This is a genomic window from Cytobacillus gottheilii, assembly GCF_001636345.1.
In the GTDB taxonomy this organism is placed as follows: Bacteria; Bacillota; Bacilli; order Bacillales; family Cytobacillaceae; genus Cytobacillus; species Cytobacillus gottheilii.
On sequence record NZ_KV440945.1, the window covers coordinates 3,348,948 to 3,362,735 of the forward strand.

Annotated in this window: 13 protein-coding genes; 4 read left to right on the forward strand and 9 right to left on the reverse strand. The window is 39.4% G+C overall.

Annotation, left to right across the window (positions count from 1 at the left end; translation table 11 throughout):
- Window positions 1-5: 5 nt before the first annotated feature.
- Window positions 6-320: a DUF3889 domain-containing protein gene (locus A6754_RS16160; RefSeq protein WP_066448025.1), complete on the reverse strand. Its 315-nt coding sequence runs from the start codon at window positions 318-320 to the stop codon at window positions 6-8.
- A 57-nt stretch (window positions 321-377) separates the two neighbouring features.
- A complete protein-coding gene (locus A6754_RS16165) occupies window positions 378-1,373 on the reverse strand; it encodes a M14 family metallopeptidase (RefSeq protein WP_066448035.1) in 996 nt (331 codons plus the stop codon).
- A 167-nt stretch (window positions 1,374-1,540) separates the two neighbouring features.
- Here A6754_RS16165 and A6754_RS16170 point away from each other — a divergent pair, with 167 nt between their 5' ends.
- Window positions 1,541-1,795, forward strand: coding sequence for a YhdB family protein (locus A6754_RS16170; RefSeq protein WP_066448038.1), 255 nt, complete (start codon window positions 1,541-1,543; stop codon window positions 1,793-1,795).
- A gap of 50 nt (window positions 1,796-1,845) precedes the next feature.
- On the opposite strand, the gene A6754_RS16175 is transcribed toward A6754_RS16170, so the two are convergent.
- From A6754_RS16175 to A6754_RS16190, 4 genes are all read right to left on the reverse strand, one after another.
- The gene (locus A6754_RS16175; protein ID WP_066448044.1) at window positions 1,846-2,487 is read right to left on the reverse strand and encodes a response regulator; all 642 of its coding nucleotides are present in this window, start codon (window positions 2,485-2,487) and stop codon (window positions 1,846-1,848) included.
- A gap of 12 nt (window positions 2,488-2,499) precedes the next feature.
- Window positions 2,500-3,621, reverse strand: coding sequence for a GAF domain-containing sensor histidine kinase (locus tag A6754_RS16180; protein ID WP_066448046.1), 1,122 nt, complete (start codon window positions 3,619-3,621; stop codon window positions 2,500-2,502).
- 166 nt (window positions 3,622-3,787) lie between these two features.
- A complete protein-coding gene (locus A6754_RS16185; protein ID WP_066448056.1) occupies window positions 3,788-5,524 on the reverse strand; it encodes a phospho-sugar mutase in 1,737 nt (578 codons plus the stop codon).
- A gap of 143 nt (window positions 5,525-5,667) precedes the next feature.
- Window positions 5,668-7,206, reverse strand: coding sequence for a carbon-nitrogen hydrolase family protein (locus A6754_RS16190; RefSeq protein WP_066448059.1), 1,539 nt, complete (start codon window positions 7,204-7,206; stop codon window positions 5,668-5,670).
- A 360-nt stretch (window positions 7,207-7,566) separates the two neighbouring features.
- Here A6754_RS16190 and A6754_RS16195 point away from each other — a divergent pair, with 360 nt between their 5' ends.
- Complete coding sequence (locus tag A6754_RS16195; protein ID WP_066448062.1) at window positions 7,567-8,004, forward strand: disulfide formation protein C; 438 nt, start codon at window positions 7,567-7,569, stop codon at window positions 8,002-8,004.
- A 2-nt stretch (window positions 8,005-8,006) separates the two neighbouring features.
- Complete coding sequence (locus tag A6754_RS16200; RefSeq protein WP_066448064.1) at window positions 8,007-8,471, forward strand: thioredoxin family protein; 465 nt, start codon at window positions 8,007-8,009, stop codon at window positions 8,469-8,471.
- 60 nt (window positions 8,472-8,531) lie between these two features.
- Here the strand turns inward: A6754_RS16200 and A6754_RS16205 are convergent, their stop codons facing one another.
- Window positions 8,532-8,933, reverse strand: coding sequence for a YhcU family protein (locus tag A6754_RS16205; protein ID WP_066448067.1), 402 nt, complete (start codon window positions 8,931-8,933; stop codon window positions 8,532-8,534).
- A 244-nt stretch (window positions 8,934-9,177) separates the two neighbouring features.
- Between A6754_RS16205 and A6754_RS16210 the strand changes: the two genes are divergently transcribed.
- Window positions 9,178-10,086 (forward strand): RluA family pseudouridine synthase, encoded by a 909-nt coding sequence (locus tag A6754_RS16210; protein WP_066448070.1) that lies wholly within the window; start codon window positions 9,178-9,180, stop codon window positions 10,084-10,086.
- Window positions 10,087-10,144: 58 nt separating this feature from the next.
- Here A6754_RS16210 and A6754_RS16215 read toward each other — a convergent pair whose 3' ends face one another.
- Entirely contained in the window at window positions 10,145-10,405 is a 261-nt protein-coding gene (locus A6754_RS16215) for a GlsB/YeaQ/YmgE family stress response membrane protein (RefSeq protein WP_066448072.1), read from the reverse strand.
- A 300-nt stretch (window positions 10,406-10,705) separates the two neighbouring features.
- Window positions 10,706-12,976, reverse strand: a complete 2,271-nt coding sequence (locus A6754_RS16220) for a HelD family protein (RefSeq protein WP_066448074.1) — start codon at window positions 12,974-12,976, stop codon at window positions 10,706-10,708.
- Between the last annotated feature and the right edge of the window lie 812 nt (window positions 12,977-13,788).

The window sequence follows — 13,788 nt, forward strand, 5'->3', positions numbered from 1 at the left end:
AATCCCTATTTCTGTTCTTCAACGGTCAGGCTTAACGACTTATTATCACTAAGCAAATGAGTGACTTTAACTAGAATGGTTTTGTCTTTACCGTTCTCTTTTACAATGAAGACAAAAGTGTCCATTACTTCTTCTTCCGTCAATTTTCTGCGGCCGCCGTATTTATACTCTACTACTGCCTCGCCAGGATAATCCTCTTTCACAACAACTGTTGCAATTCTTCCGTATTTTTCATAATCCGGCTTTTCTTCCGCATGGACAGGAAGAGCTGCATTTATTATGAAAAAAAGTGCTAATAACAGGACGGATAATCGTTTCATGCGTACCTCCATATGTTTGTCATTGCCTTTATTTTTTCAAAAAATGTATTTTTTATGTCAACGATTTTCCTTTTCGATCATTTTTCTCGCTTCATTTGCCAGGAGGATGCCGACATGCTGATTCCTTTCCCATTCCTCATAGAGCTCGCTTATGGGCGGAGCACGATCTTCGACCAGCCTGCATATCTCAATGGTCATGGCTGGTTTGCGGAATTCTGTTATAAACCAGTCTTTAAAGCCACCTCCTACAGCTTCAGCGGAGGGCTCAGATAATGGGTATCCTGTTAATTCTGCTACTTCATTTGCAATAGCCCGATCTCTTGCAGAATGAGCATCATTATGATAATCCCAGAAAATTTCCTGCCCGGAAGAATGGTATGCCACTGCAAGCTCTGGATTTATTTTATTCACAAAACGAACAAGCGCTTTTACTTCCGCAGCTTCAATTGGATGCTCTCCTTTATAAAATTGCCAGGAAGGCTTTTCAGATCCCGTCTGCAATTCATCCCAGCCTGAAGGATATTGCCTATTCAAATCAATTCCAATTCCATTCGCTTTCCAGCTTGTAAAATCAGAACGGCCATCATTCATTTCAAGCAGTCTTGCATGAAAACCTTTTGGAAAAGCATCTATTCCTTCCTGCTGCAGGACGACTCCATCAGGATTCAGCATAGGAATAAACCAGATAGAGACCTCGTCTAAGAGGCTGTATGAATATCCTCCAATCCCTTTTTTCTGCTGATAGGCATAGGCATAATCCTCCATCATTTTCATTGTTAAGCTTGTTGTCAGCCATTCACGCCCATGATGGGAACCAACAATAAGAATATTATGTTTTCCTTCGCCTAGTCTTACAGCATAAAGATTCCGCCCAAATGATGATTTGCCGAACTTCTTAACCTTGATAAAACGGTATTGCTTTTTCATCTTTTTCAAATCTTGTTTCAAAATATCGTAATGATATGGAACATAAGGATTAATAATAGCAACTTTTGCCGCTATGCCTCCCGTTAAAAAGAATAAAGCAAATAGTATTAGCACAATTCGTTTCATGAAAAAATCCTTCCTCTTTCATTTCATTTTTACCTTCCGCAAAAACAAAAAGCTTATACAGGTAAAAGTTGAAAAGCCCTGTAAACATGGATGACCAACATTTACTGAGAAATAAAACATTAAGTTGACATACACTATTATCAACTCCTGAAAGAGGAGGCAAGATGATGAATAAAGTTGATTATGACCGCGCCTTGTATTACACCCATCGTTCTGAATGGGATAACTTGTTAATATTAATGGTTCGTACACACGATCAGTTTCTTTCAAAAAAAATTGAGCATTTCCTGCATGCTTATAATTTTGAAAAAGACTACACAGTAGTAGAAAGAAACTTATATTCTTTACTGAGATATATTGACCATGCCAATGAATTGTCTGCGGAACATATTCTTGAACATACAGAAGCACATTCTATATAGGCGAATTCCACCAAAAAAACACGAGCGTTGCTGCTCGTGTTTTTCTTGCGTTAATACTTATGTATTCCAAGCCGCACCGCCAGCAGTGCTGCTTGTGTGCGGTCTGTTACCTGAAGCTTAGATAGGAGGTTGGAGACATGTGTTTTGACTGTTTTTTCTGTAATAAAAAGAGCTGCTGCGATTTCTTTATTGCTTTTGCCTGCAGCAATTTCCCGCAATACATCCTTTTCTCTTTTGGTAAGGACATTTAATTCATTCTGCTCTGATTGACGCTGGCTAAGCTGTTTAAGCAAATGTGCAGTTGCTTTTGGATGAATTTCATTTTCTCCCTTTACAAGCTTTTCAATGGCTTGCACCAGCACATCTGGCTGAACATCTTTTAACTGATATCCAGCTGCGCCTGCTTCAATGGCAGGGATTACATGGTCTTGATCAGAAAAGCTCGTAAGGATCATGATTTTAGAGGGCAATGATCTCTTAGTAATTTCCCTCGTAGCCTCAATGCCATTCATGACAGGCATATCAAGGTCCATTAAAATAACATCTGGCTGAAAAGCCTCGGCCATCGAAACTGCTTCTTGTCCGTTTGAAGCTTCTCCGATGATTTCAATGTTTTTTTGTGTTTTTAAGAAGAACGCCAGACCGCGTCTGACAATATGGTGATCGTCTGCAATTAATAACCGAATGGCCATTTTTTCAACTCCTTATGACAAGGGCAATGTAATGATAATGTCTGTTCCATCACCTGGTGAGCTTTTCAGCTGGAAGGAACCTTGCATCTGTTCAGCACGCTCTTTCATGCTTTTTAAGCCAAGTGATGGAATCAATGCTTTTTGATCGTAATGAAATCCTGTACCTTCATCTCTTATCTGAAAAAAGATACTTTCTGAATCTACTTCACATACTAAATAAACATCACTCTCTCCAGAGTGCTTCTTGCTATTTGCCAGTGCTTCCTGGCCGATTCTCCATAATGCTGCTTCCATCTGTTCTGACAAACATATAAGACCTTGCACTGTAGTATGAAGCCTTATGCCAATCATTTCACTATAGGTCGTTAGAGCAGAGATTAAGCCATTTTCAAGTCCATGCGGTTTTAGCTGCCAGATCAGAGCTCTCATTTCTTGTAAGGCTTCCTGTGCTAAATCTTGAATATATGTAAATGTTTCTTTTGTTTCTGTGTTTTCTGCGATCTCTGCTCCTCCTCTTGCTGTTAAACTCAAGGAAAACAGCAATTGATTAACAGAATCATGAAGATCGCGGGCAAGACGATTACGCTCAGCTGATAGTGCAGCTTCCTGCTCAAGCCGTGTAAGATGTATTCTCTTCAATGCTGTTCCAATTTGAAATGCAACCGACTCTAACAGTGCAAGCTCACCGTCATTAAAAGTCGTTTTTTCAGGTGTTCCTACATTTAGAATGCCAAACCGTTCGTTTCCGGCACGAAGCGGTACAGATGCATGATGTGTAAGCCCGTTTGTATGCTCCACTTTTTCAGCCAGTATTTTTTCAATTCGTTTGCAGCCCATAATATTTGTAGCCTCACACAGATGGCCATTTTTATATTTATTAAGACACCAGCAGTCTCCTGAACACATTCGGGCAGTGTTGTTTCGCGCCAGCGCCCTTGGCAGATTCACAGCTGCAGCCAGCTCATGATTTCCATCCTCATCAATTAAAAAAATCCATCCTGTCTCGAGCTCAGTAATATGAAGCAGCCTTTCGAGAACATTTTTGAGAAGAGAATCTACATCAGTGCCAGTGTTTAAAAGCTCAGCAATCTCCTTTAAGGTTTGTAATTCATGATCTCTTTTCTCTTTCATCATAACTCCCCCTGTTATAGCTAATTCCATTATAAAACGTTTCTGTACCGCTTGCGTTCGAAATTAGGAGGAATTTTATACATCAAAAGTCGTAGATTGCTGCAAAAATGGGGCTGAAAAAAAAACAAAAAAGCGTCCAATAGTCAAATGATGACTATTGGACACCCAATTATTTTGCTAATACCTGCAATTTATTTTCAACATTCTTCATAAATGACTCTTTTATCTTGTCTAATTTCTCACTGCTGGCTTCAAAGGAGTCTGCCGTGATGCCAAAGTAGAACTTAATCTTTGGTTCGGTTCCGGATGGACGAAGACAAATCCATGTGCCATCTTCAAAAAAGTATTTGATAACATTTGATTTTGGCAGCGATATTTGATTTTCTGCTCCATCCAATTCTGTACGAATGCCTGTTAAATAATCCTCAACTGCATTTACCTTTATAGTTTCTAATTCTGTTAAAGGCTCAGAACGGAATGATGATAAAATTTGCTGAATGGTTTCAGCACCTTCTTTTCCTTTTAAAGTTAAAGACTCAAGTCCTTCCATGTAGTATCCATGTGTCTCGTATATTTCTATAAGAACATCATAAAGTGATTTGCCTTCCTTCTTATAAAAGGCTGCTGCTTCTACAGCTAGCAGTGCTGCCTGCACAGCGTCTTTATCCCGCGCAAAATCACCAATTAAATAACCATAGCTTTCTTCATATCCAAACAAGAATTTATATGTACCTTCATATTCATTTATTTTTTCGGCAATGAATTTAAAGCCTGTCAGCACATCTTCTGATTTCACTCCAAAGGAGGCTGCTACCTTGCTTCCAAGCTCTGAAGTAACGATTGTTTTCATCATGATGCCATTGTCTGGAAGCGTTCCTTTCGCCTTTTTCTGCGTCAGTACATAGTGCAGCAATAACGCACCAGTTTGATTTCCGCTTAATAGCGTATATTCTCCATCCTGCACCTTCACCGCAACACCGATACGGTCAGCGTCTGGATCCGTGGCAATTAATATATCACCATTCACGCGTTTCCCTTCCTCAATGGCAAGGAGAAATGCAGACCTTTCCTCAGGGTTTGGACTAGCTACAGTTGAAAAATTAGGATCAGGCAGTTCCTGTTCCTTAACCGTATAAATATGTTTATAGTGAAGAGATTGGAGACCATTGCGAACAGGTTTATTCGCAGTGCCATGAAGCGGCGTAAAGACAATCTTTATATCAGAATCCTCTCCCAGATGCGGATGCTCGGAAATCGTCATAAGCTTCTGATTGTAGGCCCGATCAATATTTTCACCGATCATGGTAATGAGTCCTTGTTCTTTTAACTCATTTTCATCATTTACTTCAATCGTAAGTTCATTTTCAATTTCATTAACCTTGCCGATGACCTCATCTGCTGCTGCAAGACCAAGCTGTGCACCGTCTGGTCCGTAAACTTTATAGCCATTATATTCAGGCGGATTATGACTAGCTGTTATAACAATACCTGCAAACGCATGCAAATATCTGACTGCAAAAGACAGCTCTGGAGTTGGTCTTAGCCCATCAAAAACATAGGTCTGGATTCCGCGGGTTGCCAATGTTTTCGCAGCCTCCATCGCAAATTCAGGCGACATATGTCTGGAATCGTAAGCAATTGCTACTCCGCGATGCTTGGCTTCTAATCCTTGTTCTTCTATGTATGCAGCCAATCCTGCTGAAGCCTTGCGAACGGTATAGATATTCATGCGGTTTGTGCCAGGCCCAATAACACCGCGCATGCCACCCGTTCCGAATTCTAATTCCTTATAGAAGGCATCTTCTAAAAGCTTTTCATCTTGTTTTAAATTTTGGAGTTCAAGCTTTAAATCTTCCTGTACTTGCTCAAATTGACTCCAGCGTTCAGCTTTCTCTTTCCATGTCATTCACCATCAGCCTCCTAAAAAAAATCCATATGTATGCTTATTACATTCGCTAAAACAAACAGAAATCCTTTTGAATCTGTCCCTGAATTTGTGACAATTCATGACAGAACCAAAAGGATTAAACATGCATTTCTGTTTTAATTTTACTTTTTATATTCAATTCTGTAAACATCATGACGGCGATCTTTTAAGTGAAGGACCGTACCGTCCTGACGCTGTCTTCTTAAAACTTCCAGGTCTACATCACCAATCTGAACCATTTCGATATTTGCGTTGGCTTCACCAATAATTCCGTCTCTGGCAAATTCCACGTCAGATGGAGAAAATATACCGGATTGCGCATACTGGATATCCATATTATCAGCTTGAGGCAAATTGCCGACAGTACCAGAAATTACGGTATAGATTTGATTTTCGATGGCACGTGCCTGTGCACAATAGCGTACTCGTAAATACCCTTCCCGATTGTCAGTACAGAATGGTGTAAAGATGATATTTGCTCCTTTATCTGTGGCAATACGGGCAAGCTCTGGGAATTCAATATCATAGCAGATTTGTATAGCGATCTTCCCGCAGTCTGTATTAAAGACTTCTACTTCGTCGCCCTCGCTAATTCCCCACCATTTTCTTTCATTCGGTGTAATATGAATTTTATATTGCTTTTCAATGGTTCCATCCCGGCGGAATAAATACGCAATATTGTAGATCTTATCGTCATCTTCTTTTACAAAATGAGAGCCGCCGATAATATTAATATTGTAACGGACGGCTAAATCCGTGAAGAGCTGAATATAGTCCTCGGTAAACTCTGTTAATTTTCTGATCGCAAGGCTAGGCGTTTTCTCATCTAAAAAGGACAGCAGCTGTGTCGTGAAAATTTCAGGGAATACAGCAAAATCGGATTCAGCATCAGAAGCAACATCAGTAAAATACTCCACCTGATTCGCAAAGTCTTCAAATGAATTTATTTGACGCATCATATATTGAACAACACAGATGCGTACAGGATAACTTGTTTTGTAAAAACGTTTTGATGTAGGGCGATAATCAACGTTATTCCATTCCATTAAGGTAGCATATTTATTGGACTGCATATCATCAGGCAGATAATTAGGGTTAATCCGCATCAGCGAAAACCCATTTAGAAGCTGAAACGAAAGGACTGGATCATAAATAATATGCAAAGAGACCTCATTCACATATTCCCTCGGGCTCATTTGGTCAGCATGTTTATGATAGTTGGGGATTCTGCCGCCAATGATTATGCTTTTTAAATTCAGGGCCCGAACTAATTCTTTTCGTTCTTCATATAACCGATGCCCAATCTTCATTCGGCGATAAGCGGGATGCACCATGACTTCAATTCCATATAGATTATAGCCATCTGGGTTGTGATTGGTAATATAGCCATTATCCGTCACATCTGCCCATGTATGCCGGTCATCATATTCATCAAAATTGATGATAAGACTCGAACATGAACCGATAATTTCACCATCGTATTCTGCCACAAACTGCCCTTCCGGAAAGATGCTCAAATGACTTTCCAAGTGTTCCTCTTTCCACGGGTCCATTCCCGGAAAACATTTTCCCTGAAGACTGATAATCTCCGGTATATCATTTCTTTGCATATTTCGAATAATCATCTTTTTCTCAAATCGACTTAAATCAAGCTCACTCAAACATAACACTCCCTATTTTTATATACACAATTGATTTTCTTCTTTGCTAAACATCTGTTCTATGTATAATCAATTATTTCCTATACCCTCTTTTCTCAGCAATCTAACATCATTTTCTATTATTTCTATTTCTAGCATATGAATTTCATAAAAAATCTATAATTGAATTGGAAAATTATCTTTTAATCGAGACAGTTTCGTTTACTTTAAAACAGGTGGACCTTATAATTTTTACAGCAAGGAATTTTAACCAGGTTTTATCACCAAATTTAAGGCTGTTTTTGCATCTTGCGGCTCATTTAATCATTCTTCAATTATGTAAAAAATGAATCAAGACAGCCGGTCAAAAAGGAGACAAGTATGAACAAGTCTGTTAAAGACAAAAGGGAGAACACCCTCTTTATTGCCTGGGCAGCATCTATTATTGCCATGTTTGGCAGTCTGTATTTCTCAGAAATCAGACAGTATGAGCCTTGTGAGCTTTGCTGGTATCAGCGGATCGTCATGTATCCATTCACGGTCATTTTAGGAATCGCTGTTGTAAAAAAGGATTATAAAATAGCTTTATATTCCATGATTTTATCAGCGATTGGCGGTTGTATTTCTCTTTATCATTACGCTCTGCAGAAGCTGCCCTTTTTACAGGATGCCGCCCCTTCATGCGGACGAGTGCCATGCACAGGCCAATATATAAATTGGTTCGGATTTATAACAATTCCGTTTTTAGCTCTTATTGCTTTTATGATCATTTTTGTATGCAGCTTTTTGATTTGGAAACAATCGAAGGAGGAAAATTAAAAATGAAAAAAATCATTATTTTTCTAGCCATTATGCTGGTTTTATTCGGTGGAGTTGGCGTATTAACGTATATGCAGAATAAAGCACCAGAAGATAATGTCTATCAGAAAGATACACTTGAGCCGGAAACATTAGCTCAGCTTGACGATCCTAATTATCAAAATATCATCCTGCCCGAAGCACTTGGGGATAAATTGGAGAATGGCGAAGATGCAACAGTATATTTTTATAGCCCAACCTGTCAGTATTGCCAGCAAACCACTCCGATTGTGGCTCCTTTAACAGACGATATGGGGATTGATCTTGTTCAATATAATCTGCTTGAATTTGAACAAGGCTGGGATGACTTTAATATCTCTGAAACACCTACGATTATCCAATTCAAAGATGGCGAAGAAGCTGCAAGAATTACTGGTTTAAGAGAAGAAGCTGTTTTTGAGGATTGGTTTAACGAGAATTCAATGTAACTTTAAGCATAAAAAATCCTGCTGATGAGTGCTTCAGCAGGATTTTTTTAGCATTGCAGGTTAAACAAGCCATTCATTTGCCGCTTTTGTATATACACTAAATCGTGTATCTGTGTTAGCTTCTTTTTCATGGCTGAATTGGCTAAAATGGAAGGGGAAGGAAAGTTCAAATCTTTCCAGGATTTCAACGTTTCTACTAAACATATCCTCATACTTTTCATGAATTTCTGCCATTTCCAATATAGAGTAAATCGTTTCCAGCCCGCATATGACTTGATACGCCTCCCTCAGCGTGCCAAAATATTCAAAATGGCGGGTGGATGTGTGCAGCACCTTCAATGATTCAAATTCTTTAATCTCCTCATCAGTAAAATATTTCGGAAAAATATCTGCGTAAAATTTCTGAATGAGCCGGGCAATACGCTGTTCCTGATCTGGAGTAGATGCAAATACAACCTTCACCGAAAAAAACCACCTTTAAACACCTGTAATAATTTCGTAATATATAATAAGAATAGCATATTCTAAGCTGGTAACAGGGTGGTAATTATACCCACGCATAAGTAAAATATTAGCAATTATCTATTCCATTAAAGCTAAACTCAGATTTTTGGAAATATCTAGTTATACCCTTACGAAATCATGGGATATAATTCATTATATGGTGGAAGAACCTGATTTTATCTTCCAAAGTTAGGAGTAAATTATGGTAACAACCAAGGTAAAAGGAGAATGGTATGAAATTACCATTCCAGAACAATGGAATCAAGTCTCAGTGGACCATCTATTCAGAAATATTTGGAAAGCTTCGAAAAAACAAATTCATTTTATGCGGATGGAAAAGCATGTATTAATGAATGGAGAAATAGCTCAATGGGAAAAACCATTACAAACAGGCGATCTGCTGATGATGAAAGTATTTGGAGAAGAGGCATCTGAAGTGCTCCCAGAATATATGCCAATTGAAGTTCTGTTTGAGGATGAACATTTTATTATTTTTAATAAGCCTGCTGGAAGAGATACGCACCCAAATGAACCAGGACAAAAAAATACACTTGCTAACGCAGCAGCATTTCATGTTCTTTCTCAAGGAGTTCAGAGAAATGTAAGACATATACATCGCCTTGATCAGGATACGTCCGGATGCATTCTTTTTGCCAAACATTCATTGGCAGGAGTCATTGCCGATAAGCTGCTTGAAGAAAGAAAAATCAAACGAACCTATTCAGCTCTAGTCCATGGTCATCTCAAGAAATTGAGCGGAACTATTCACGAGCCTATTGGACGAGACAGGCATCATCCAACAAGAAGACGGGTTTCACCCAAAGGTCAGGATGCCATCACCCATTTTTCAGCACTTCAATTTTTTGAAAAAGAAAAACTTACGTTTATTCAATGTCAGCTGGATACAGGAAGAACTCATCAAATTCGTGTACATCTTAGTCATATGAAACACCCTTTGGCCGGAGACACTCTTTATGGAGGCAAACCGATATTTTCAAGACAAGCCCTGCATGCAGCGAGACTAACCTTTACACATCCTTTTACACTCGAAAAGGTTGATGTAACCTGCCCGCCGCCAAAGGAATTTTGTGCCTATATGAAAGATCAATAAACACAGAAAAGCCTCCCATTATTAGGAAGGCTTTTCTATTTCAATCTGCATGTAAATATTAGTCAGTAGATTTTCTAAATGCTCTCATTGCAAAGCTAACAACTAGCACAAGTACAATTGCACCAATTAGAGCTGGTAAGATGGCAAAGTCTGCAACAACTGGACCCCAATCTCCTAAGATTAATGATCCAAGCCATGCCCCGATGAATCCGGCAATAATATTACCAATAACTCCGCCTGGTACGTCTCTTCCTGTAATTAGGCCGGCAACCCAACCAATAATACCACCTATAATTAATGCCCAAAGAAAGCTTAACATTATAATTCCTCCTTGTTCGTTTTGAATAGTTTTTGTTATATAGTGTAACTTATACAACTAGCAGAAAGTTTTCCTTTTCCACATGTGGTTTTTTCTGCTTGTACAAGTTAAATACCCCGCATTCAAAAACTGAAACATATTAATAAAATAGTGATTGAAAAGGACCTAGATGAAAACGTTTTATTGTTGGTTGCTTAAATATTCCCTCACAAAAACAAAAAGCGATTGCTCTTTGCAATCGCTCGTTTATTTGAACGGCGTTAGCCAGTTAGTTAGGATATTCCCGGCCAAAAATTTGTCCTAAACCTCTTCAAGCAAAAAATCAGATGAATGTAATCCATAAAAATATAAGCGATGCAGCGGACGTGTCATGGCTACATATAAAAGCTTAATATCCAGCGGGGAGGCATCTGAGTACACTTCATCCAGAGAAAAAACAATGACTGCATCAAACTCCAATCCTTTAACTAAATATGAAGGAACAATAACTGCCTCGTCCTTTGGTATTTCTTCTTGTTCCTGCAGCAATTTTACACGTTCATTAGAAAAGTCCTTGAAAAGCTGATATAGCTGATCACAATCTGTCCTGGTTTTGCCAATAATCGCAAAGGTTTTAAAATGCTCATTCTTCAGTTCCTGCAATTTTTCTTCAAGCTGCTTTATAAAAAACTTGCCTTCTTTTCGTCGATAAAAAGCTGGTGCCTCTCCGTGCCTGACAACAGGAACTACCTTCGGAAAAGAAACCGGGAGTTTTTCGAGAAGGGTATTGGCTTCTTCCATAATCTCTACAGTCGTTCGATAGCTTTTTTGCAATTCCGTATAGGTTGCACGGGGAAAAATATGTTCAATCACCGTTTCCCATGAAGAAAGACCTCGATAAGAATGAATGCCTTGAGCCAGATCTCCAACTAATGTAAACATATCTGTATCTGCCGCTTTTTTTAAGGATAAAAGCTCCATAAAGCTGTAATCCTGAGCTTCGTCAATCACTATGTTTTTGGCTCGGTGTTCTTTTTCAAGACCATATAAATGAACCTGTAAAAATAATAGGAGTGCTAAGTCCTCCCGTTCATACTCATTTTTCTTAAATAACTGCTGATTGTAGTCACAAAGCAGCTCTGCTTCCTCCATAGATAAGGTTCCGTCTGAAAGTGAATGAAGTTCTTTTGCATTCTGAAATAATTCGCGATAGTAAGAACGCAGATCTTTTTTAGGGAAAGGCTTCATATAGTTTCTGACTGCCCCTTTAATGGCAGACTGTATCTCACCCACTCTCTTTTCTTTTTTATCCATAGCTTCAATTACATACTGTCGCCTTTTTTCCGGATCATCGCCGCGATAGAGAGCCCGTTCAATCCTTACATCATAGTAGGTTTGAATCTTTTCCAGCATATTTTTCTTCTTTAATCGCACATCATTCTGCAGGATTCCCTTTAATTTTTCAAGCCTGCGGTAAAGAGGCAAATAATGATAGTCATCTCTAAAAAGCTTTATAAACTTTTTACGGCTGAATAAACGAAATTTATCTACATAGAAATCCTCAGCTGGATAAAAGGTTTTGCTTATTTTTATTAAATAATTGGTTAGAATAGTTTGAAATACATCCGATCCTTTAAGGGCGGACAGCTGCTGAATTACTTTTGAAGACTGTGAATCCTTATCTTCAATGATCCTGATCAGCTTATCGTCCTTTTGTATTTCCATTTTCAGATCAATACAAAGTTTGACATAGTCCTGAAAGGTTGTCTGGCGGATTCTTTCCACTCCAAGTTCTGGCAGAGCTTCAGATATGTAATGCAGGAACAATCCGCTTGGGGCAATGATCATCAGCTGTTCCGGAGCAAAATTCTCTTTATATTGGTAAATAAAATAACTTATCCTGTGCAGCGCAATCGTCGTTTTGCCGCTGCCCGCTCCTCCCTGAACAATTATGGGCTTGTTCAAATCAGCTCGGATAATTTTATTCTGTTCTTCCTGGATCGTGGTAATAATTTCGGTGAGGCGATTACTTGAGCTTTTAGCTAAAGACTCCTGCAATAATTCATCTGTTGTGGTTAAGTCAATATCACGTATTTCCTGCATGAACCCGTCTTCAATCATAAATTGTCTCTTTAACGACAAATCACCAGAAAAACTCTCCTCATAGGATTCATACTGGACTGGTCCAAGTCTGCCCTCATAATAAAGGTTTGCAATCGGTGAGCGCCAATCCACTATGATTTGCTCCTGGCTTTCCCGAGAATATAAAGAAGTTTTGCCAAGATATAGAACTTCCTTTTCTCCTCCACCATCACGGTTAAAATCAATCCTCGCAAAATAAGGCGTTCTTCTGGCTTTTTTTAAAGACTTCAACTCATCCTTAGACATTTCAAAAAACCTTGCATTGGTTAACAGGGAAGAATAGCTTAAACTGGATTCAAGCCAATCGGTATCCGAAAAGGCTTCTTTCATATTTTCCTGAAATTGTTCCTTACTGGATTCAGCTGTTTTCACAACAGCTTCAATATACCGTTTAGTAAATTCTAATCGCTGCAGTTCTGTTTCGTAATCGGGGTGGTTCTGAAGAGACATTCTTTTTACCTCCAAAGATTAATTTCAGCCGCAATGGAGAAAGAAAAAGCACACAGCACTTCGCCCGGGAATTCTAATCATCCTAAGCTTTAAGTGCAAATGCTTTTAAGAATAGCAAAACGCGTGAGAAGAAGAATATATTATCAGAAAAATCTGGATCAGGCAATGTTTTATGAAAAAAAGCAGCGATACACGTTGTTCGGAAATGAACTAGGGTTTCCGAAAACCGGTGGCCGGGGAGAATTTTTCTTATTGGATATTTACGAGGTTTTTTGGTCTTAGATATTTCTGGAATCTGTGCTTCTTGTTCTTTTTGGGAATGACTCGCCTTGGGGGATTCCTGAAATCTGTGCCTTCCCTGCTTTTCGGGAATGACTCGCCTTGGGGGATTCCTGAAATCTGTGGCGTCCGCTCTTTTCGGGAATGACTCACGTTGGGGGATTCCTGAAATCTGTGCCTTCCCTTCTTTTCGGGAATGACTCGCCTTGGGGGATTCCTGAAATCTGTGGCTTCCCTGCTTTTCGGGAATGACTCGCCTTGGGGGATTCCTGAAATCTGTGGCGTCCGCTCTTTTCGGGAATGACTCACGTTGGGGGATTCCTGAAATCTGTGCCTTCCCTGCTTTTCGGGAATGACTCGCCTTGGGGGATTCCTGAAATCTGTGGCTTCCCTGCTTTTCGGGAATGACTCGCCTTGAGGGATTCCTGAAATCTGTGGCGTCCGCTCTTTTCGGGAATGACTCGCCTTGGGGGATTCCTGAAATCTGTGGCTTCCCTGCTTTTCGGGAATGACTCGCCCGTGGTAATTCCTGA